Annotated in this window: 20 protein-coding genes; 9 read left to right on the forward strand and 11 right to left on the reverse strand. The window is 64.0% G+C overall.

Features of this window, described 5'->3' with window-relative positions:
• Positions 1-243 precede the first annotated feature (243 nt).
• Both LB556_RS03585 and LB556_RS03590 read left to right on the forward strand, forming a co-directional pair.
• Positions 244-1,380 carry an FIST signal transduction protein gene (locus LB556_RS03585; RefSeq protein WP_224563726.1) on the forward strand — a complete coding sequence of 379 codons (1,137 nt, stop codon included), beginning with the start codon at positions 244-246 and terminating at the stop codon, positions 1,378-1,380.
• Between the two features lie 14 nt (positions 1,381-1,394).
• Complete coding sequence (locus LB556_RS03590) at positions 1,395-2,735, forward strand: hybrid sensor histidine kinase/response regulator (protein WP_224563729.1); 1,341 nt, start codon at positions 1,395-1,397, stop codon at positions 2,733-2,735.
• A gap of 22 nt (positions 2,736-2,757) precedes the next feature.
• Here LB556_RS03590 and LB556_RS03595 read toward each other — a convergent pair whose 3' ends face one another.
• Positions 2,758-3,441, reverse strand: coding sequence for a response regulator (locus LB556_RS03595; protein WP_224563732.1), 684 nt, complete (start codon positions 3,439-3,441; stop codon positions 2,758-2,760).
• A 228-nt stretch (positions 3,442-3,669) separates the two neighbouring features.
• On the opposite strand from LB556_RS03595, the gene LB556_RS03600 reads away from it, so the two are divergent.
• The 3 genes from LB556_RS03600 (at position 3,670) to LB556_RS03610 (ending at position 6,166) form a co-directional block, all read left to right on the forward strand.
• Positions 3,670-4,368, forward strand: coding sequence for a fumarylacetoacetate hydrolase family protein (locus LB556_RS03600; RefSeq protein WP_224563735.1), 699 nt, complete (start codon positions 3,670-3,672; stop codon positions 4,366-4,368).
• Entirely contained in the window at positions 4,365-5,015 is a 651-nt protein-coding gene (maiA, locus tag LB556_RS03605) for a maleylacetoacetate isomerase (protein WP_224563738.1), read from the forward strand. Before LB556_RS03600 ends, maiA begins: the two co-directional genes overlap by 4 nt.
• A 110-nt stretch (positions 5,016-5,125) precedes the next feature.
• Positions 5,126-6,166, forward strand: coding sequence for a zinc-dependent alcohol dehydrogenase family protein (locus tag LB556_RS03610; RefSeq protein WP_224563741.1), 1,041 nt, complete (start codon positions 5,126-5,128; stop codon positions 6,164-6,166).
• 18 nt (positions 6,167-6,184) lie between these two features.
• Here the strand turns inward: LB556_RS03610 and LB556_RS03615 are convergent, their stop codons facing one another.
• Positions 6,185-7,075: a DMT family transporter gene (locus LB556_RS03615; protein WP_224563743.1), complete on the reverse strand. Its 891-nt coding sequence runs from the start codon at positions 7,073-7,075 to the stop codon at positions 6,185-6,187.
• A 107-nt stretch (positions 7,076-7,182) separates the two neighbouring features.
• Here LB556_RS03615 and LB556_RS03620 point away from each other — a divergent pair, with 107 nt between their 5' ends.
• Positions 7,183-8,586, forward strand: coding sequence for a PLP-dependent aminotransferase family protein (locus tag LB556_RS03620; protein WP_224563748.1), 1,404 nt, complete (start codon positions 7,183-7,185; stop codon positions 8,584-8,586).
• Between the two features lie 18 nt (positions 8,587-8,604).
• Here the strand turns inward: LB556_RS03620 and LB556_RS03625 are convergent, their stop codons facing one another.
• Positions 8,605-9,495 carry a LysR family transcriptional regulator gene (locus tag LB556_RS03625; protein WP_224563751.1) on the reverse strand — a complete coding sequence of 297 codons (891 nt, stop codon included), beginning with the start codon at positions 9,493-9,495 and terminating at the stop codon, positions 8,605-8,607.
• A gap of 129 nt (positions 9,496-9,624) precedes the next feature.
• Here LB556_RS03625 and LB556_RS03630 point away from each other — a divergent pair, with 129 nt between their 5' ends.
• Positions 9,625-11,082, forward strand: a complete 1,458-nt coding sequence (locus LB556_RS03630) for an MFS transporter (protein WP_224563754.1) — start codon at positions 9,625-9,627, stop codon at positions 11,080-11,082.
• A gap of 44 nt (positions 11,083-11,126) precedes the next feature.
• Here LB556_RS03630 and LB556_RS03635 read toward each other — a convergent pair whose 3' ends face one another.
• The 3 genes from LB556_RS03635 to LB556_RS03645 form a co-directional block, all read right to left on the reverse strand.
• Entirely contained in the window at positions 11,127-11,624 is a 498-nt protein-coding gene (locus LB556_RS03635) for a MaoC family dehydratase (protein WP_224563756.1), read from the reverse strand.
• A 257-nt stretch (positions 11,625-11,881) separates the two neighbouring features.
• Positions 11,882-12,310 carry a phasin family protein gene (locus tag LB556_RS03640; protein WP_224563889.1) on the reverse strand — a complete coding sequence of 143 codons (429 nt, stop codon included), beginning with the start codon at positions 12,308-12,310 and terminating at the stop codon, positions 11,882-11,884.
• Between the two features lie 106 nt (positions 12,311-12,416).
• Positions 12,417-13,712 carry a DUF445 domain-containing protein gene (locus tag LB556_RS03645; protein ID WP_224563759.1) on the reverse strand — a complete coding sequence of 432 codons (1,296 nt, stop codon included), beginning with the start codon at positions 13,710-13,712 and terminating at the stop codon, positions 12,417-12,419.
• Between the two features lie 273 nt (positions 13,713-13,985).
• Here LB556_RS03645 and rirA point away from each other — a divergent pair, with 273 nt between their 5' ends.
• Positions 13,986-14,447 (forward strand): iron-responsive transcriptional regulator RirA, encoded by a 462-nt coding sequence (gene rirA / locus LB556_RS03650; protein ID WP_224563762.1) that lies wholly within the window; start codon positions 13,986-13,988, stop codon positions 14,445-14,447.
• A gap of 3 nt (positions 14,448-14,450) precedes the next feature.
• On the opposite strand, the gene LB556_RS03655 is transcribed toward rirA, so the two are convergent.
• From LB556_RS03655 to hemP, 5 genes are read right to left on the reverse strand one after another with little or no spacing between them, the layout of a single operon-like run.
• Positions 14,451-15,242, reverse strand: coding sequence for a heme ABC transporter ATP-binding protein (locus LB556_RS03655; RefSeq protein ID WP_224563765.1), 792 nt, complete (start codon positions 15,240-15,242; stop codon positions 14,451-14,453).
• Between the two features lie 26 nt (positions 15,243-15,268).
• On the reverse strand, positions 15,269-16,366 hold the full coding sequence (locus LB556_RS03660) for a FecCD family ABC transporter permease (protein WP_224563768.1): 1,098 nt from the start codon (positions 16,364-16,366) through the stop codon (positions 15,269-15,271).
• Positions 16,367-16,371: 5 nt separating this feature from the next.
• A complete protein-coding gene (locus LB556_RS03665) occupies positions 16,372-17,280 on the reverse strand; it encodes a hemin ABC transporter substrate-binding protein (protein ID WP_224563771.1) in 909 nt (302 codons plus the stop codon).
• Between the two features lie 11 nt (positions 17,281-17,291).
• Positions 17,292-18,353, reverse strand: a complete 1,062-nt coding sequence (locus LB556_RS03670; RefSeq protein ID WP_224563774.1) for a hemin-degrading factor — start codon at positions 18,351-18,353, stop codon at positions 17,292-17,294.
• Between the two features lie 23 nt (positions 18,354-18,376).
• A complete protein-coding gene (gene hemP, locus LB556_RS03675) occupies positions 18,377-18,583 on the reverse strand; it encodes a hemin uptake protein HemP (RefSeq protein WP_224563777.1) in 207 nt (68 codons plus the stop codon).
• 191 nt (positions 18,584-18,774) lie between these two features.
• Between hemP and LB556_RS03680 the strand changes: the two genes are divergently transcribed.
• Positions 18,775-20,145 carry a TonB-dependent receptor plug domain-containing protein gene (locus LB556_RS03680; protein ID WP_224563779.1) on the forward strand — a complete coding sequence of 457 codons (1,371 nt, stop codon included), beginning with the start codon at positions 18,775-18,777 and terminating at the stop codon, positions 20,143-20,145.
• Positions 20,146-20,196: the final 51 nt, after the last annotated feature.

Raw genomic sequence — 20,196 nt, forward strand, 5'->3', positions numbered from 1 at the left:
TTATTCGTACACCGCACAACGCACAAAAAACAACACGACGGGAAAGGCGGGTCATTGTACTTTCGGTCGTGGCCAAGGCATCGAAGTGCATTCCTCCGGCCCCATTGCCAAAACGCCTCCCGGCGGCAACAATGCCTCGACGCCCGCGCGCCGGAAGTACTCGAAAAGCAGCGCACAAGAAGGCGTCGGAGGAAATGCGGGAGAACGCCGCTGACAAGTTCACGGACGCGATACGCATGCGGCTTGTCGGCGCTGACCACGGACGAGCCCGATCTGGATGTGTTCGCACGCGCGGTAGCCGCCGAGGCCTCGGCCATCGATGCCGGCTTCGCGCTCGTGTTCTTTTCCCAGAGCCTTGTCGAGGCCGGCGCCCTGTCGCGGGCACTCTCGGTCCATGCGCCGCACCTCCACCATGCCGGCTGTTCCACCGCCGGCGAGATCACACCGCAGGGGCTCGAGGAAGGTCACATGCTGGCGATGCTGCTGCCTTCGGCGTCCTTCACGGCTGTCAGCGCCATGGTCGACAATTTGTCGACATCGGGCATGGACAGGATCACCGAAGAGGTCGAGGCCCTGCGGCGCATGCTGCGCGCCCGGCTCGGCGGCCTGGGAGCCAGGAACACCTTCGCGCTCTGCTTCATCGACGGGCTGTCTTATGCCGAGGAAGCGGTCAGTTCAGCCATCCACTGGGGTCTTGACGACATACCGCTGCTTGGCGGCTCGGCCGGCGACGACCTGAAATTCGAGACGACGCGCCTGATCTCGAACGGCAGGGTCACCTCGGACAGCGCCATCATCGTGCTGATCGCCACGGAAATTCCGTTTCACGTCTTCAAGACCGACAATTTCGTTCCGACAGACGAAAAGCTGGTGGTGACGGCGTCCGATGCCGATCACCGCATCGTGCGCGAATTCAACGCCGCCAATGCGGCCGAGGAATATGCCGCTTCCGTCGGCATCGTCGCGCAGAGCCTGACGCCGCTGAGCTTCGCCTCGCATCCGGTGGTGGTGAAGGTGGGCGGCGAATATTACTGCCGCTCGATCCAGAAGATGCACCCGGACGGGTCGCTGTCGTTCTTCTGCGCCATCGACGATGGTGTCGTGCTGTCGATCGCCCAGCCCAAGGACATGGTGGAATCGACACGCGCGGCGTTACGCGAGGTCGAGGAAAGGCTCGGCGGCATCGACCTGATCCTCGGCTTCGATTGCGTGCTGCGCCGGCTCGATGCGCGCAACCGGCAGGTCTTTCGTGACATTTCGGAACTCTACCGGGTCAACAATGTCGTCGGCTTCGGCACCTATGGCGAACAATATCGGTCAATGCACCTGAACCAGACGTTCACCGGCATCGCTTTCGGTGAACGGCAGGCCGCTGAATAGGGCGGCGACACGGCATGCCGCTCAGGGACATAAACGACCTCGACAGGCTGAAGAAGATCAACGCCGCCCTGGTCAGCCGCGTCGAGCGCTCGATGGATCAGCAGGGCAATGCCTTCTCGCTGTTCCAGACCGCGATCTCACTGGAAAACCGGGTGCGCACGCGCACCGAGGAACTGCATTCGACCTTACGCAGGCTGGAGCAGTCGAACATCGACCTCAGCGCCGCCAAGGAAAACGCCGAACTGGCGAACCTCTCCAAGACACGCTTTCTCGCCGCCGCCAGCCACGACGTGCTGCAGCCGCTGAACGCCGCCCACCTCTCGGTCTCGGCGCTGGCCGAATTGCAGACCAGCGACGAGGGAAAAAAGCTCGTTAGGCAGGTCGAGCGTTCGCTGGAAACGATGGAGGACCTGCTGCGCACCTTGCTCGACATCTCCAAGCTCGACGCCGGCGTGGTCCGGGCCGACATCGGCGACGTCAGCCTGGAGGCTTTGTTCTCCTCGTTGCGCTCGGATTTCCAGGCCGTGGCGGAATTGAAGGGGCTGTCGCTGAAATTCCGGCCGGTCAATGCCGTGGTGCGCTCGGACAGGACGCTGCTGCGGCGCATCCTGCAGAACATCCTCTCCAACGCCCTGGGCTATACACGCTCGGGCGGCGTTCTCGTCGGCACGCGCCATCGCGGCGACACCATTCGCATCGATGTCGCCGACACCGGCTGCGGCATTCCGGAGGAACAACGCGAAGCGGTATTCGAGGAGTTCCATCGCGGCACATCACAAGCCAGTGCCGAATTCGACGGCGGCGGGCTTGGGCTCGGCCTGGCTATCGTGCGCCGCATGGCCGGCGCGCTTGGCCACCCGGTGACATTTTCATCCAGGGTCGGGCGCGGCACCATCTTCCATATTGATGTCCCCGTCGGCATCGGCGCGCCCGCCGACGCCATCGCCAGCGCCGCCAGCCCGGAGCGGCCCCGTGGCTACGGCCTGTTCGGCACCAAGGTGCTGCTGGTCGAGAACGACGCCGAGGTGCTGGAAGCCATGACGTTCCTGCTCGAGCGCTGGCAGTGCCTGGTGCGGGCCGCGACGTCGACCGGCGATGCGCTCGCCATGCTTGGCGACACCGACTGGGTTCCCGACATCGTCATCGCCGACCAGCATCTCGACGGTGGCGATCTCGGCACCGCCACCATATCGGAGGTCCGCGACTATCTCGGCCGCGCCGTGCCGGCGCTGATCGTCACCGCCGACAGTTCCGAGGAGATCGCCAAGGCGGCCCGCGCCGGCGGTATCGAACTGATGCGCAAGCCGCTGAAGCCGGCGCAGCTACGCGCGCTGCTGGCGCATTTGCTGGCTTAGGTCCCCGGCAGGGCGTTAGGGCTCAAAATCCCATCTGGTCGCGAAACAACTCCGCGCTGTCCAGCTTCGACACCTCGATCACCGCTTGCGTGCGGCTGTAGACGTTGAGCTTGCGCAATATCTCCGAGACATGCGCCTTGACGGTGGTCTCGCCGACCTGCAGCTCATAGGCGATCTGCTTGTTGAGCAGGCCCTGGCGCAGCATCTGCAGCACCCTCAGCTGTTGCGGCGTCAGCGTCGACAGGCGCTGGACCATGTCGGCGCGGTTGCTGCTGTCGGCGTCCCTCGGCTGGCCCTCATAGGTTTCCGGCACATAGATCGCGCCATCCATCACCGAGCGGATTGCATTGGCCAGATCGCTCTTGCGCGCCGATTTCGGGATGAAGCCGGCGGCTCCATAGGACAGCGCCTCCGAAATGATCCTTGGCTCCTCATGACCCGACACGATCACCACCGGCAGGCGCGGATAGCGGGTCCTGAGCTGCAGCAGGCCATCGAAACCATGGACGTCGGGCATGCTGAGGTCGAGCAGCGCAAGGTCGAACGGCTTTGCATCGGCCAGCAATTCGACCGCCTCGGTGATCGAACGCGCCTCCACCGTGTCGACCTCGGGATAAGCCATCTGCACCGCGCTATGCAGCGCCTCGCGAAACAGTGGGTGATCGTCGATGATCAGGAACCGGGCGCGATCGGTAGGGGCTGTCATAGGGCTCGTTCCGGTTTACCGGCCACACCTTAGTCTCCTGACCATGGCCGGATTATTGGCAAATAGTCTATCGCCGGTTGCCGGATTGATCGCTGCAAAAATGATGGGAACGCGTGAATTGCTCATGCAGCCGCGGCGAAGCCCGTGCTTTATGAAAAGCGACGCCTTGCCCGGCCCCGGAAATCGGTCGAATGTGCCGCCAGCTCCCATCGAAACGCAGAGACCACCATGACCGCCTTCGTCCTTCCCGTCCCACCAACGCCTTCTGTCGCCATCACCGGCTCAGCGGAGCGCTTTGCCGTGCGGCGTATCTTCTGCGTCGGCCGCAACTACGCGGCGCATGCGCGCGAATTCGGCAATGACGAGCGTGATCCGCCCTTCTTCTTCACCAAACCGGCCGACGCGGTGGTCGACTCCGGCACGGAGATCCCCTACCCGCCGCTGACCGAAAACCTGCATTTCGAGATCGAGCTGGTGGTGGCGATCGGTACATCAGGCTTTCGCATTGCTCGCGACCAGGCGCTCGATCATGTCTGGGGCTACGGCGTCGGCATCGACCTCACCCGCCGCGATCTGCAGGACGCCGCCAAGAAGGCGGCGCGGCCATGGGACTGGTCGAAGGCTTTCGACCGTTCCGCGCCCTGCGGCCCGCTGCTTCCAGCACGGAAATCCGGGCACCCGGCGAAGGGGCGCATCTGGCTCGCCGTGAACGGCGCGGTGAAACAGGATGCCGATCTCGCCGAACTCATCTGGCCGGTGGCCGACATCGTCTCGATCTGCAGCGAGGCAGTCGAACTGCGACCGGGCGACCTGATCTTCACCGGTACGCCCGCCGGTGTCGGCGCGGTCAAGCCGGGCGAGACGATGACCGGCGGCATCGACGGCATCGGCACGATCGAGATTACCATCGGCCAGCCGGCTTCATGAGCGACATCGTCCTGCACAATTACTACCGTTCCTCCACCTCCCACCGGGTGCGGATCGCGCTGGAGATGAAGGGGCTGAGCTATGACTACGTCCCGCATCACCTGCGCCATGGCGAGCATCTTGAGCCAGCCTATCTCCGGATCAATCCGCAGGGGCTGGTGCCGACGCTCGTATGGAACGACGGCATGTTGCTGACGCAATCGCTGGCGATCATCGAATTCCTCGACGAGAGCAAGCCCGAGCCGCCATTGCTGCCGGAGGACCCGTCGGGCCGGGCGCGTGTCAGGATGCTGGCGCAGATGATCGCCTGCGACATCCACCCGGTGAACAATCTGCGCGTGCTGACCTCGCTGCGCACCCTGTTCGGTGCCGGCGACCAGGACATCGCCAACTGGTTCCGCCACTGGGTCAACGAAGGCTTCCAGCCGCTTGAAAAGATTCTGGCTTCCTCGCCGCGGACCGGAACATTCTGCCATGGCGAGGCGCCGGGGCTGGCAGACATCTGCCTAGCGGCACAGGTCACCAGCAACGCGCGCTTCGGCGTCGACCTGGCGCCCTACCCGACCATCGCCCGCATCAACGCCGCCTGCATGGCGCTGCCGGCCTTCCAGAAAGCCGCGCCGCAGAACCAGATCGATGCCGAATAGGGAAGCCCGCCGAGTTGCCGCCGCTCTGGCGGAATCGATTTCCGCTTGACCGGTCAGGGAATCGGCTATCGTTTCCGGCAGCGTATGCCGTCCCAAGGGTGGAGTGACCGATGAAAGCCGTCGTCTTCGAGAAATTCGGCGAAGCACCGACGATCCAGACCGTTCCCGATCCGAAGCCGGCTGCCGACGGCGTCGTCATCAAGGTCGAAGCGACCGGGCTCTGCCGCAGCGACTGGCATGGCTGGATGGGCCATGACGCCGATATCCGCCTGCCGCACGTGCCGGGCCACGAACTGGCCGGAATCGTGGTCGCCGCCGGCAAGCACGTCACCCGCTGGAAGGCGGGCGAGCGCGTCACCGTCCCGTTCGCCGTCGGCTGCGGCCATTGCTTCGAATGCACGTCGGGCAATCACCAGGTCTGCGAGCACCAGTCCCAACCCGGCTTCAACGCCTGGGGCTCGTTCGCCGAATACGTCGCCATCGAGCATGCCGACACCAATCTGGTGCGCCTGCCCGACGAGATGGAATTCGCCACCGCCGCCAGCCTTGGCTGCCGCTTCGTCACCTCGTTTCGCGCCATCGTCGACCAGGGCCGCGTGACGCCTGGCGAATGGGTTGCGGTGCATGGCTGCGGCGGCGTCGGCCTGTCGGCAATCATGATCGCCAGTTCGATGGGCGCCAATGTCATCGGCATCGATCTTTCCGACGACAAGCTGAACTTTGCCAGGAAGATCGGCGCGGTCGCCACCATAAACGCCTCGACAACACCGAACGTGGTCAAGGCGGTCAAGCAGATCACCAATGGCGGCGCCCACATGTCGATGGACGCGCTCGGGCATTCAACGACGTCCTTCAACTCGATAGCCAACCTCCGCCGGCGCGGCCGTCACGTGCAGGTCGGCCTGATGCTGGGCGAGCACGCCCGCCCGCAAGTGCCTATGGACAAGGTGATCGCCTTCGAGCTTGAAATCCTCGGCAGCCACGGCATGCAGGCCTATCGCTATCAGGCGATGATGGACATGATCCGCAACGGCAAGCTCAAGCCGGAACTGCTGGTCGGCAACAAGATCAGCCTCGACGAAGCGCCCGCGGCCTTGATGGCGATGGGCGGGTTTGAAGGCATCGGCATCGGGGTCGTGACGAAGTTTTAGCAAAAGGCGCGAGCATCACTATGCAGCCGCACGCCGTGGCAGGTCCCGCTTGGCAAACTTCTTCGCCCCAAACACGCACGCCACCACGCCGAGCGTGACGAGCACCATCATCGGGCTGACCTGTTCATGCAGCAGCGTCGCCGCCAGTGCGAGGCCGAAGAACGGCTGCAGCAGTTGCAACTGCCCGACCGCCGCGATGCCGCCTTGCGCCAGACCGCGATACCAGAACACGAAGCCGATCAGCATGCTGAACAGCGAGACGTAGGCGAGGCTGATCCAGGCGTTGGCCCCGACCGCCGCGAAGGACGGTGGCAAGGTGAGCAGGGTCAGCACCAGCATGACCGGCAGCGACAGCACCAGCGCCCAGCAGATCACTTGCCAGCCGCCGAGCTTGCGCGACAATGCGGCGCCTTCCGCGTAGCCCAGGCCGCAGACGATGATGGCCGCAAGCATCAGTCCATCGCCGACCGGCGAAGCCGTCACGCCTTGCGCAAGCGCGAAACCCGCCACCAGCGCACTGCCGAGGCACGAGAACAGCCAGAAGGCCGTTCTTGGCCGTTCAGCACCGCGCAGCACGCCGAAGATCGCGGTCGCCAGCGGCAGCAGGCCGACAAAGATGATCGAGTGGGCCGAGGTGACATGCTTCAGCGCCAGCGCAGTCAGCAAGGGGAAGCCGACCACCACGCCTAGCGCAACGATGATGAGCGACAGCAAGTCATGGCGCCCGGGGCGCTTCTCGCGGAATGCAAGCAGGAGCGCCAGGCCAAGCAGGCCCGCTATGACGGCGCGGGCCGATGTCAGGAAGATCGGGTCGAGATCCATCACCGCCACGCGCGTCGCCGGCAGCGAACCGCTGAAAATCAGCACGCCGATAAATCCATTCACCCAGCCGCTCGCCGTCTTGTCCATCGCAAGCTCCCATCTGTTTTGCCTTCTATCGTGCGGAAGCCGATGGTGCAGCCAGAGACAATAGGGTACAATTCGACAAAACTGTAATGGCGGATCGAGCAGTACGGATGACGGACCTTGTTTTGGAAGCCGACGGTACGCGCACCCTTGTGGAGAGCGTCATGGCGACCATCCGTAAGCGGATCGCCGCGCGCAGCCTGACGCCGGGAACCCGATTGCCGTCGATCCGCGCCTTCGCGAAGTCCATGCAGGTGTCCAAATCCACCGTCGTCGAAGCCTATGAGCGCCTTGCCGCCGAAGGCGCGATCCGCTCCCGGCCGGGTTCCGGTTTTTATGCCGCCGGCTCGCTCGCGCCGCTGTCTTTGGCCGAGATCGGTCCCCGGCTCGACCGTGCCGTGGATCCGCTCTGGGTCTCGCGCCAGTCGCTGGATGCCAGCGGCGAGACCCTGAAGCCGGGCTGTGGATGGCTGCCGGCCTCCTGGATGCCTCAGGCCGGCTTGCGCCGCGCACTGCGCACGGTGGCGCGCGCCGATGATAGCGCACTCGCCGATTATGGCACGCCGCTCGGCCTGCCGCCGCTGCGGCAATTGCTGGCGCGGCGCATGGCCGGGCACGGCATCGAAGCTTCTCCCGAACAGATCATGCTGACGGAATCGGGCACGCAGGCGATCGACCTGTTGTGCCGGTTCCTGATCGAGCCCGGCGACACGGTGCTGGTCGACGACCCCTGCTATTTCAATTTCCACGCTTTGCTGCGCGCCCACCGCGCCAAGGTCGTCAGCGTTCCCTACACGCCGTCGGGGCCTGATATCGAATTGTTTGCGCAGTCGCTGGCCGAGCACCGGCCGCGCCTCTACATCACCAATTCCGCCATCCACAATCCGACTGGTGCGATCCTGTCGCCGGTCACCGCGCACCGTTTGCTGAAGCTCGCCGACCAGTCGGAGCTGACCATCGTCGAGGACGACATCTTCGCCGATTTCGAACACACCCCTGCTCCGAGGCTGGCGGCGTTCGATGGTCTGAGCCGCGTCGTCCACATCGGCAGCTTCTCCAAGACACTGTCGGCATCGCTCCGCTGCGGTTTCATCGCCGCGCCCCGCGACTGGATCGAGGGCCTGACCGATCTCAAGATCGCCACGACCTTTGGCGGCGGGCGGCTGGCCGCCGAACTGGTCCTGACGCTGCTGAAGGATGGCAGCTACCGCAAGCACATGGATTTGCTGCGCGCCCGCCTTGCGCGTGCCATGGTCGAGACCGGCGCCCGGCTGAAGGCGATCGGCATCACGCCATGGATCGATCAGCCGGCCGGCTTGTTCCTGTGGTGCGGCCTGCCGGAGGGCGTGGACGCGGCCGAAGTCGCTCGCCGCGCCCTCGCCGACAATGTCGTGCTGGCGCCCGGCAATGCGTTCAGCCTGTCGCAGACGGCCAGCCGTTTTCTGCGTTTCAATGTCGCCCAATGCGAAGACGACCGGATTTTCAAGGTGCTGGAAACGGCCATGAAGCGGTGATCTCAGGCGTCCGTTCGATCAGCGGCTGGCGCAGACTTCCCGCACGCGCTCACGCAGCCAGCGTTGCGCCGGATCGGCATCCAGGCGCGGATGCCAGAGCATGGAAATGGTGACCTCCACGGTGGCGACCGGCAGCGGAAAACTGCGCATGCCGGCCCGCGCACCGGCAGTGTGCCGCTCGGGCACGCTGGCGATCAGATCCGAGGCGCGCGCCATGGCAAGTGCCGCCGAGAAACCCGAGACCATGCACACGACCGTCCGCTGCAAACCAAGCGCGCTCAGGGCGTCGTCGATCGGCCCCTTCTCACGGCCACGCCGCGATACGCCGATATGCCGGCCCGCCGCGTAGCGCTCGGGGGTCACGGTGCCATCGCCCAGTGGATGGCCTGCTCGAACAGCACCGATGAAGCGGTCGCGAAACAGCGCCTGGATGCGCACTTCGGGTCCGGTTTCGCCGGCAACGCTGATTTCCAGGTCTACCGCCGCGTCGCGCAGCGACATCGAATCCTTGTCGGACTTCGGCGCAAAACGCAGCCGCACCCCAGGCGCATCGGTCTCGATGCAGGCGACAAGACGCGGCCCAAACTCCTCGACGAAGCCCTCATTGGTGCGCAGCGTGAAAACCTTGTCCAGGCGCGGGAGATCAAGCAGTTCTGTGGGGCGCAGGAGGACTTCCGCGTCCTGGACGATACGGCCGACCCGTCGCCGCAATTCTTCCGCACGCGGCGTCGCCACAAGGCCGCGCCCGGCGCGCACCAGCAGGGGATCGCCGGTCGCCTCGCGCAGTCGCGCCAGCGTCCGGCTCATCGCCGAGGGGCTGAGGCGCAGACGGCGCGCCGCGCCCGCCACGCTGCCCTCTGCCAACAGGACATCGAGGGCAAACAGCAAATTGAGATCGGGTGATGTCATCGGCCGGTCATAGCATGACATGGCGTTTGACGCACGGATAAGATGCAAATGCTGCGTCTTCCGCCACATCATACACAAGACTAAATCTCCGACAGCTCCGATTCTGGAGCAGACAGAAAGGAGATCGCCTTGGCAGTCGCTGAACAAGATCGGGAGCCAATATCGGCGCCACGACAGGTCCGTTCCACCGGCCTGGCGCTTGCGAGCCTGTCGCTCGCAACGCTGCTATCGTCGTTGGGGACCAGCATCGCCAGCGTCGGACTGCCCTCGCTGATGCAGGCTTTCGATGCATCGTTCCAGTCCGTGCAATGGGTGGTTCTCGCCTATCTGCTCGCCATCACGACGCTGATCGTCGGCGCCGGGCGGCTGGCCGACATGTTCGGCCGCCGGCCGTTGCTGCTCGGCGGCATCGCGCTGTTCACGCTGGCATCGGTGCTCTGCGGCCTGGCGCCGACGCTCTGGCTGCTGATCGCGGCACGCGCCATGCAGGGAATTGGCGCGGCGCTGATGATGGCGCTGACACTGGCCTTCGTCGCGGAAACCGTGAGCAAGGAACGAACCGGCAGTGCCATGGGTCTGCTCGGCGCCATGTCCGCGATCGGCACGACGCTCGGCCCGTCGCTTGGCGGCTTTTTGATCGCCGGCTTCGGCTGGCGGGCGATCTTTCTTGTCAATGTCCCGCTGGGCGTTCTGACCTTCGCCCTCGCCTGGCGTGCCTTGCCGGCGCGCAGCGAAACGGTGGAGGCCGGTCGCGGCACATTTGACGTCACGGGCACCGTCCTACTGGCGGTTACCTTGGGCGCCTATGCCCTGGCATTGACACTTGGCAGAGGCAATTTCGGCTTGCCCAATTTGGGCCTGCTGGTCGCGGCCGGTGTCGGCGTCATAGTGTTCGCCATCGCGCAGGCGAAGGCGAAGGCGCCCCTCGTCCAACCCGCCAGCCTCCGCGACCCGCAACTGAGGAGCGGCCTCGCCATGAGCCTGATCGTCGCCACGGTGATGATGGCAACCCTGGTGGTTGCTCCGTTCTACCTGTCGCGCGGGCTCGGATTGGATGCCGCGATGGTCGGAATGGCGCTTTCGACGGGACCGCTTGTCTCGACCCTGTCGGCGCTGCTGGCCGGCCGGCTGACCGATCGCTTCGGAGCGCGCAGGATGATGGTTGGGGGGCTGGCCTGCCTTGCCACGGGAACGTTCCTCCTGTCGCTTGCCCTGACCAAGCTAGGCATTGCCAGCTACGTCGTTCCAATCACCGTCACCTGCTTCGGCTACGCCCTGTTCCAGACCTCCAATAATGCCGCCGTGATGGGCGGTGTCGGCGCCGGTGAGCGCGGCGTCATATCGGGTCTGCTCAACCTGTCGCGCAATCTCGGCCTTATCACCGGCGCATCGCTCATGGGCGCCGTATTCGCGGTTGCATCAAGTGATGCACAGGGAGGGATTGGGCAGCAGCTCCTGAGTTCTGCTGCGGTGGCCCGAGGCATGCAGGTCACCTTTCAGACGGCGACGGCCCTGGCGCTGGTTACGCTGTTGCTCGCGCTGTTCTCATTGCGCTTTGCCGGCCATAGGCGGCCCGGGCCTGCGTGACCGTTTGGCGGTTGCCGGCCGCGGGCCGCCCAAAGGACCGCCGTTCAGGCCCCTGCCCGTTTGCGGCGCTCGTAGAGCATGACGAGGGTTTCAGCCATCAGCGCCGGCTTTTCCTCGCCTTCGATCTCGACCGTGTTGGCTGCCTTCATCAGATACTGACCTGGGCCCCGGTCTTCCATGGAAAGCAGCGTCGTGCGCAGCCGGATGCGCGCGCCGACCCTGACCGGCGCCAGGAAACGCACCTTGTCGAAACCGTAATTGAAGGCGGCCTGCGTATTCTCGGGCACGATCCCCATTCCGAGAGCCAGCGCGCCGATGATCGACAACGTCAGATAGCCATGCGCGATCGTGGTGCGGAACGGGCTTTGCCGCCGCGCGCGTTCAGGGTCGACGTGAATCCATTGATGGTCGCCGGTGCATTCGGCGAACTGGTTGATACGGTTCTGGTCGACCGTGGTCCATTCCGAGACGCCGAGCTCCTGCCCGGACATCGTTCTCAACTGCTCGTAGGTTGGCGGCGTTTTAGGCCGTACTTCCGTCATTCCTGCTTTCCCGATCGCTTCCAACGCCTCCGGACCACGAACCGGCGGCCTCTGTCAATTCGTACTGCGCAAATCCGTTCCGGCGGGCTCGAGCTCACTCGTGCCATGGCTTGCCACGCGACGGCAGGCCCCGAATTCGGATTTCCGCCTTTCGGGTTGCTCGAATCTTATGGCGTGGCGTTGATGCAACTATGTGCAACGTTACGGAATCGCCAACCGGCGTGCCCGGCCGAGGGCGAAACGACGATCACGGGACCCTATTTCTGTCCGTAACCGGCGCGGATTTCCTCCATCGCCTCCTTGATGCGAGCGCGCAGGATGTCGATCGATTCGGTGCCGGATTGCCTGGCCAATTCCGCCACCTCACCGGCGTTCTTGAGCGCGGCTTCGAAGGATTTTCTGGCGAACTCCGTCTGCTTGGCCATGAGCTCCTGCGGATTGCCCGGTGCGCGATAGCTCTGCGCCATGTCGGCAGCCTCGCGCAGCGTGTCCTGCAGCATTTCGCGTTGCCTTGACAACAACGAGGATGCCCCGGCCGCACTGGCCCGAGCTGCCTTCTCCAGCGCTTCGAGATTCTTGCGGTGATGGGCAAGGATCGCCTCGACATCGACATTGGGTACCTTCAGGTCGCGGCCGAACCTGCCGAACATCTCCATGAAGGAATCGGATTCCGGTTGCCTTGCCATGATCGTCTTCTCCCCTTTGCCGCGGTTGCGTACGCCCTCGGCGGGGACAATAGCACTCAAGCGGCGTGTGTCCATTTCGAACACGCGCCTGGCGAACCGATGCGGATCAATTGACCGGGAGCAGCAACTCGATCGTGTAGAGCGCGATACCCGCCAGCCCGCCGATGATCATGCCGTTGAAGCGGATATATTGCAGGTCGCGGCCGATGTTCATCTCGATCAGGCGGGTCAGTTGCGCCAGATCCCAGCGCTTGACCTGGTTGGCGATGAATTTCGACACGCCGCTCTTTTGGCTTTCCACGAAGGAAGCCAGCGCCACCACGAATCCGCCGTTCATGTCGGCCCGGATCCGCGCATCGCCGGCAAGATGGCGGCCGACCTCGACGAACATGTTGGCGACATGCTCCCGGATCAGCGAATTCGGCGCCTTGGCGTCCTGCTCGATGAACAGGCTGAGGCTCTCCCACATGTCGCCGGCGAGCGCCCTGACTTCGGGTCGGGCGAGGAAATCGCGCTTCATTTTCTCCGCCCGCCTGGCATATTGCTTGGATGTCCGCAGCCGCTCGACGAAACCTTGTGCGAAACGGTCGAACTCGGCGCGCATCGGGTGGTTGGGATCGGCACGCACCTCGTCGAGCAAGGAACCCGCCGAGGCGACGATCTTCTTCAGGAGATAGGCATCGGCGCGGAACAGGTTGAACAGCGACGGCAGTTCTTCGCGGATCTTGTCGCGCATCGTCGCCAGTGCCTGTTCGTCGTTGAGGAACCGGCCGATGACCTTGATGAACTCGTCGAACAGCTTCTGGTGGCGGCGATCGTCGGTGAGCGCCGACAAGAGTTCAGCGGCCAGCGGCGCCAGCGGCACCTTTTCGATCTGCTCGAGCATGCGGCTGGTGACGAAACCGCGCAGACCGGATTGTTCGACGGCGGCAAGCGTCTGCGGCACCAGCCGCACGACGAAGCGCGACAGGCCGGCGGCGCGCTCGGCATCGGTCAGCCAGTCGGCGACCAGCGCCGAAAAATCGACCTCGGCGAGTTTCTCACGCACCGGCTCCGGCGCCAGGAAATTGACCTCGATGAAACGGCCGAGATTGTCGGCGATGCGGTCCTGGTTTTCCGGGATGATGGCGGTGTGCGGAATGGGTAGCCCCAGCGGCCGCTTGAACAGCGCCACCACCGCGTACCAGTCGGCGAGGCCGCCGATGGTTGCCGCCTCGGCGAAGGCGGCAACGAAGCCGAGCCACGGATAGCTGCTCTGGAAGGATCTGGCCAAGACAAAGACCAGCACGCAGAATGCCAGGGCCGCCGTGGCGACGAGCTTTGTCCGCCGCAGCGCGGAAAGCTTGGCTCCCGCGTCGGCGTCGAAACGTACTGCCGTAAGCGGCTGGGCCGATTGAGCCATGGGTGGGCCACTCCTCGTCGAACTCAGCCTATTTAGTGTTTCGATCAACGGAATGCCCGTGACAGCGACTTACCCCCGGAGGGCTCGCCCGGCTACGCACATAAAGTTGACGAGAAACTTCAGCTATGATGCGACGCCAGTCTGGAATTATTCCAAGCTATAGGCCATATTCGGCCGAGGCCAGTGGCGACTCCGAAAATCCGGATGAAGCCGCGCCAGCAAAGTCCCAGACTTCGGCGTGGTTGCACCGCGTGACCGCTTTGTGAGGATGAAATGCGGCTTACCCGCCAAACCAACTATGCCATGCGCATCCTGATGTATTGTGCCGCCAACAATGAACGGTTGAGCCGCATCCCGGAGATCGCGGCCGCCTATTCGGTATCGGAACTGTTCCTGTTCAAGATTCTGCAGCCTTTGGTGGAGAATGGCCTGGTCGAGACTGTTCGCGGCCGGAACGGAGGGGTACGGCTCGGCCGTGCCGCCGAAGCGATAAGTCTCTTCGACGTTGTGCGCGTGACCGAGGAAAGCTTTGCCATGGCGGAGTGCTTCGAGAACGACGCGGCCGAATGCCCGCTGGTCGATAGCTGCGCATTGAATTCGGCGCTTCGCGAAGCGCTCAACGCCTTCTTCGCCGTGCTCGCCCGCTACACGATCGCCGATCTGGTGGCGGCGCGGCCGAATGTGCGCAACCTGCTGGGCATAGACCTGCTGGAACGCCGCGCACCGGCAGCTTGAAGATCAGCTGACCGACGATTGAGGGAGCACGAACGGCATGTTGCCGGCCGGCGGCACGCCGACCTTGAGCCGGCAGTCGAACACCTTCTCGATCAGATCGTCACGCAACACATCCCGCGGCGAGCCGGTCGCGGCCAGCCGGCCGCGATGCATGACGAAGATGCGGTCGGCGAACATGGCCGTCAGATTGAGGTCGTGCAGGATCGCGACCACGCCCCCACCCCTCCTGGCGAAATCGCGGGCGATGTTCATGATGATAAGCTGGTGCTTGATGTCGAGGCTGGACACCGGCTCGTCGAGGAACAGATAGCGCGGCCCACCGTCGAGCACCGGTGCCCACACCTGGCATAGCACGCGGGCAAGCTGGACGCGCTGCTGCTCGCCACCGGAAAGCTCCTGGTAGAAACGCCCGGCAAAGCCGTCGAGATCGACGCGCGCCAGCGCTCGCTCCGGCAGCCGCGCGTTCTCGCCGGCCAGCGCGCCCGAGCGGCCGCCGACAAGGCCTAGCCTGACGATCTCGCGCACGGTGAAGGGAAAGGACAGGGTCGTCGCCTGCGGCAGCACCGCGCGCACCATGGCGGCCTCGACCGGCTTCATCGCCGACAGTTCGCGGCCGTTGAGGACCACGCGCCCGGTATAGGCGAGGTCCCCCGACAATGCCTTGAGGAAGGTCGTCTTGCCAGATCCGTTGGGGCCGACGATGGCCGCGATTTCGCCCGGCCTGATCTCGAAATCGACGTTGGCGACAATGCGCTTCTTGTCGATTGCCACTGAAACATCGCGCGCCTCGATCATGAAACACTCCTAAAGGTCGCCAAATCTCACAGGTCGATCACGCCGCGCTTGCGCAGCAGGATCCACAGGAAGAACGGCGCGCCGGATATCGCGGTGACGATGCCGATCGGCAGTTCGGCCGGTGCCACCATCGTGCGGGCGACCGCATCGGCCAGAAGCAGCAGCGAGGCGCCGAGCAGCGCTGAGGCAGGCAGCAGCCAGCGGTTGTCGGGACCGATCAGAAGGCGCAGCAGATGCGGCACGACGATGCCGACGAAACCGATGCCGCCGCTCACCGCGGCGGACGCCCCGACCGCCGCCGAGACGCCGATGATCGCCGTGTATTTCAGCCGCTGCACCGGAATGCCGAGATGGCCGGCGGTCGCTTCGCCCAATGCCAGCGCATTGAGGCCGCGGGCCAGAAACGGCATCGCCGTCAGTGCCAGAACGATGACAGGCCCCACGGAAGCGATCTTGGCCCACGTCGCACCGCCCAGCGAACCCAGGGACCAGAAGGTCAGGTCACGCAACTGGCGGTCGTCGGCCACGAAGATGAGGATTCCGGTCAGCGCCATGGCAAGGGCAGACAGGGCTATGCCGGCGAGCAGCATGGTGGCGACGGAGGTTTGCCCACCTCGCGTGGCGACCTGATAAAGCACCAATGTCGTGGCGAGGCCGCCGAAGAACGCCGCAAGCGGCAGCGCAAGCGTGCCGAGCAACGCGGCCAGCGGTGCCAGCACGGTCCCGCTGAGCACGATGACGGCCACCGCGCCAAGGCTGGAGCCGGCTGAAACCCCGATGAGTCCGGGGTCGGCCAGCGGATTGCGGAACAATCCTTGCATGACCGCCCCGGATACCGCGAGCGCCGCGCCGACCAGCATGCCCAGGATGACGCGCGGCAGCCGGATGTCGTAGACGATCAGGCTGTCACGCGCGTTGAGCGCCGCATCGCCGGGGATGATGCCAACGAGCCAACCGCCGATGACATTCACGGCGGATGCGTCCGACGCCCCGGATGTGAGCGAAAGCATGACGGCGATCGCCAGGCCCAGGCACAGCAAAAGGACGACGATGCGGGCGCGACCGGAACGATCACCTTCGGATGCATTCGCCTTGGCCGGGCCGGCGATCGATTGATCGACCATGATGCTCAATCCGTGACCTGTGCGCCATAAAGCGATGCGGCGAGGTCGTGGATGGCGTCGGCCGTCCTTGGCCCGAAGCCGAGCAGATAGGCGCCATCGATGCGGATCAGCTTGCGCGCGGCACCGGCTGGCGTCGAGGCGATGGATGGATTGCCGAACAATTCGTCGTCCGGGACCGGCGGCCCGGCATTGCTCATCATCAGGATCGCGTCCGGCCTGGCGGTGATGATTGCTTCGTCGGACATCTGCTTGTAGCCGGAAAAGCCCTCGATGGCGTTGACGCCACCGGCCAGCTTGATGATGCCGTTGGCCGCGGTATCGCTACCGGCCGCCAAGATCTTGCCGCCCTGCATCGAGAGCACGAACAAGACGCGCTTGCGGTCCGTGAGCGAGGCCGTCTGCTTCTCGGCCGCCGTCAGCCTGGCGTCGACCTCATTGACCAAGGCTTCGGCCTTGGCGTCGGCGCCGATCGCCTTGCCGACGATGCGTATCTTGTCGAGAATGCCTTCATGATCGTGCCGGTCGGGCACCTCGATGAAGGGAATGCGGGTCTTCTTCAGCACGTCAATCGCTTCCTTGGGACCGCTGCCGTGCAACGCCAGTATGCCAGTCGGATTGACCGACAAGACGCCTTCCGGCGACAGCTGGCGCATGTATCCGACATCAGGCAGGTCGAGGGCGGCCTTTGGGTACCGGCTGGTGGAATCGCGCGCAATCAGATGTTTCTCCTCACCAAGCGCATAGACGATTTCGGTGATGGAACCGCCAATGGCCGCGACCTTGGAAGGATCGGCGAAGACCGAAACGCCTTCGGCGGCGCCGGCCGGTTGCAGTGCCGCGAAAGCCAGGGAAAGGCTGATCGTGGAACCGATCATCGATCCGCGCAGGGCCGATAGTCTCGAAGGAAAACGCATTTCACTTTTCCTCAGGCTGCCGTCGGGCTTGGGATGCGCGGCAGGTTTTCGGCGAGGGAGCGCCAGTCGTCGCGCTCGCTCTCGCCTTCATGCCGCTTGCCGAAGAACTGGATGATCATGTCGCCTTTGGCGGCATAGACCTCGAGCGAGGTGACATGGCCATCCCCGGTCGGCTTGCGCACCGCCCAGACCTCATGGATGTGATCAGCACGCAGATGCAGATGGAAGGTCTCGTCCAGCACGTTGATCCACGGCCCCATCGGCTTGATCGACTTGACCGGGCCGGAATGAATCTGGATGCAGCCGCGGTTACCCACAAAGCACATGATCGGCATCTCGCCGTCGGAGGCGTGATGGAACATGGCGCGCACCGCGCTATTGTCGAGTGGCCAGGCATAGTCATGGCCGACCATGCGCACCGCCTGGCGGCGGCTGAGCTTCAATGTCTTCAGCATGCCGAAGAACTGGTGCACGTCCGTCAGCCTGCTCCAGCGGTCACGCAGATCGTCCAGGCTTGCGGTCGCCGCCGCTGTGTCGCTTTCCTCATCGAGACCAGACACTGAAATATCGATCATCGGTTCCCTGTTCGATGATTCCAGTGAGGCGACCAGTTTCTGGTAGGCATAGAGGCTGGAGGCAGGACGAAGATGCACCTTGTGCACCGCCTCGCCGGCCGCATCGAAGAACTGCAGACTGCGGCGGATATCGTCGCCGTCGCGTTTCTCCACGGCGAAACCATGCGCCCAGGCTTTCGGGAATATGCGCAGGTCGATAGCCTCGCCGAGCACCATGGCATTGTGATTGCCGGTAACGACCTTGTCGTAGACGCCGATCTTTTCGTGCACGGCACTTTCATTGCGCGTCAGCGCCATCACCTCGCCGACAGCCTCGAGCCCGGTCAGAAGGTCGTTGACGCGCGGCTCGATGCGAATGACGCCATCGCCGCAATGCGCCGCAACCAGCTCGGCCTCCGAAATGCCGAGTTGGGCGGCAAGGTCACGCTCGCGAGTCTTCGGATTCTCCGTCCGTGCCCGCCGGATTTCATGCAGTGCGGGTTTTACGCGCTGGTCCATGTCTTTACCCCTGATGTCTCGCCTTACTTGTTGAGAATGAGCTTGCCCTGGCGGGTGATCTTCAGCCGGTAGAGCGCGCCATAATGTTCGATGCCGATCTCGTGCTCGCCCTGGAACAGCGTGTTGCTGGACAGCGTTCGCACCGCCAGAGGGATCCGGTCGAAACGCGCCGCCCCCTCATCGGAACGGCGGGCGCGATGGCGAAAATCGTTGGGATTGTGCGTGTTCATCTGGGTCGATCCCTTTCCGGTGCCGGGCATCTGGCTAGGCACTGCAAAATTGCCGATTAATTCTTGACTCTAGTAATCATGTTTAATAGTCAGTGCAATACCGGACTAAATGAGTCAACATTTAAGATCCCGGATACGACCAAAAATGCCAGCAAGCCCAGGCAAGCCAGCACGGAACCTGGAGTTGGGGCATGGGGTTGATGAATTCGGAATGGCACCGCCGGTCGACGGCAAATCGTGCAGCGGCTTTGCTCGCAAGCGTGGCGGCTACCGCCTTATCCGCGCCATCAGTTAACGCACAGCAGGCGACGCAGCCAGCGGGCGAGCAGACAGATCAATCGAAGACGGCTGACCAGAACAAGGCAGTTCCGGCGGACGCGACACTGCTCGACAGGATCCTGGTGCTTAGCCGCACCGGCGAAACGGTGATCGAATCGCTGGCATCGGCCAGCCATGTCGACCAGGAGCAACTCGCCCGGCGCATGGCGACGACGCCAAGCGAGATGCTTTTCGGTGTGCCTAGTGTCGCAGCACAGGCAGACGCCAGGCGCGTAAGCACCAGCATCAACATCCGAGGCCTGCAGGATTACGGCCGCGTCGCTGTACTCGTCGATGGCGCGCGCCAGAATTTCCAGCGCTCCGACCACGGCACCCAGTCGACTTTCTACATCGATCCCGATCTCATCAAATCCGTCGATGTGATCCGTGGCCCGGTCGCCAACACCTATGGTTCGGGCGCCATTGGCGGCGTCGTCTTCTTCGACACCAAGGATGCGGAGGATTTCCTCAAGCCTGACGAGACCTGGGCCGGCTCCATCACCGGACGCTACGAGAGCAACGGCGAAGGTTGGACATCAAGCGCTTCCGGCGCTTATCGCATCAATGAGAACTGGGACGTGCTGGGCAACATCGTCTACCGCGATTACGACAACTACAAGGATGGCGGCGGCGATACGGCCAAGGGCACCGGTTTCGATGTGCTGAGCGCCCTGCTCAAGACCGCCATCCGGCCGACCGAGAACAGTGAGCTGAAGCTTGGCTGGGTCGGGTCAAGCGACGGCTGGAACGAAACCAGCGCCGGTGTCTCGGTCAACGATGTCGACCTGAGGTCGAACACCTTCACGGCCCGCTACAACATAACGGACCAAGACAAGAGCTGGCTCGATCTCCACATCAACACCTCCCACAACAGAACCAATCTCGACCTGACCAGTCTTGTGCCGCTGAGCCGCTTCGATCCGGTGACGGGTCTCCCCGTGGTGCTACCGGCAGGATCACGGTCGACATTCGATGTCGGCACGACCGGCATCGATATCTGGAACACGTCGCGATTCGAAACGAGCGGCATCTCGCATGAATTGACCTATGGCGGCGACTGGGTCGGCGACAGCGTGAAGACGGGCGGCGCGGCCGGCGGCGACAGTTTCTACACTCCGTCCGGCAAGCGAAATGTATCGGGCGCCTACGTCCAGGACAAACTCACCTGGGATTGGCTCGAAGTCATCGCCGGCCTGCGCTATGACAGTTACAGCCTGAAGGATTGTTTGAGAAGGATCGGGTAGTTTGGCGGCCGGGACTGCGGCCCATCACAGCCAGCAGTCCCGGCGGCAGGC

Source organism: Mesorhizobium sp. ES1-4, assembly GCF_020164745.1.
Classification (GTDB): Bacteria; Pseudomonadota; Alphaproteobacteria; order Rhizobiales; family Rhizobiaceae; genus Mesorhizobium.

Bases quoted from the DNA above. Each gene is read 5' to 3' on its own strand.
- LB556_RS03625 (WP_224563751.1), bottom strand. From the start codon at position 9,495: ATGACATCACCCGATCTCAATTTGCTGTTTGCCCTCGATGTCCTGTTG.
- LB556_RS03655 (WP_224563765.1), bottom strand. From the start codon at position 15,242: ATGATCGAGGCGCGCGATGTTTCAGTGGCAATCGACAAGAAGCGCATT.
- LB556_RS03610 (WP_224563741.1), top strand. From the start codon at position 5,126: ATGAAAGCCGTCGTCTTCGAGAAATTCGGCGAAGCACCGACGATCCAG.
- LB556_RS03600 (WP_224563735.1), top strand. From the start codon at position 3,670: ATGACCGCCTTCGTCCTTCCCGTCCCACCAACGCCTTCTGTCGCCATC.
- LB556_RS03635 (WP_224563756.1), bottom strand. From the start codon at position 11,624: ATGACGGAAGTACGGCCTAAAACGCCGCCAACCTACGAGCAGTTGAGA.
- hemP (WP_224563777.1), bottom strand. From the start codon at position 18,583: ATGAACACGCACAATCCCAACGATTTTCGCCATCGCGCCCGCCGTTCC.
- LB556_RS03620 (WP_224563748.1), top strand. From the start codon at position 7,183: ATGACGGACCTTGTTTTGGAAGCCGACGGTACGCGCACCCTTGTGGAG.
- LB556_RS03615 (WP_224563743.1), bottom strand. From the start codon at position 7,075: ATGGACAAGACGGCGAGCGGCTGGGTGAATGGATTTATCGGCGTGCTG.
- LB556_RS03645 (WP_224563759.1), bottom strand. From the start codon at position 13,712: ATGGCTCAATCGGCCCAGCCGCTTACGGCAGTACGTTTCGACGCCGAC.
- LB556_RS03670 (WP_224563774.1), bottom strand. From the start codon at position 18,353: ATGGACCAGCGCGTAAAACCCGCACTGCATGAAATCCGGCGGGCACGG.
- rirA (WP_224563762.1), top strand. From the start codon at position 13,986: ATGCGGCTTACCCGCCAAACCAACTATGCCATGCGCATCCTGATGTAT.
- LB556_RS03590 (WP_224563729.1), top strand. From the start codon at position 1,395: ATGCCGCTCAGGGACATAAACGACCTCGACAGGCTGAAGAAGATCAAC.
- LB556_RS03640 (WP_224563889.1), bottom strand. From the start codon at position 12,310: ATGGCAAGGCAACCGGAATCCGATTCCTTCATGGAGATGTTCGGCAGG.
- maiA (WP_224563738.1), top strand. From the start codon at position 4,365: ATGAGCGACATCGTCCTGCACAATTACTACCGTTCCTCCACCTCCCAC.
- LB556_RS03660 (WP_224563768.1), bottom strand. From the start codon at position 16,366: ATGGTCGATCAATCGATCGCCGGCCCGGCCAAGGCGAATGCATCCGAA.
- LB556_RS03665 (WP_224563771.1), bottom strand. From the start codon at position 17,280: ATGCGTTTTCCTTCGAGACTATCGGCCCTGCGCGGATCGATGATCGGT.
- LB556_RS03680 (WP_224563779.1), top strand. From the start codon at position 18,775: ATGGGGTTGATGAATTCGGAATGGCACCGCCGGTCGACGGCAAATCGT.
- LB556_RS03595 (WP_224563732.1), bottom strand. From the start codon at position 3,441: ATGACAGCCCCTACCGATCGCGCCCGGTTCCTGATCATCGACGATCAC.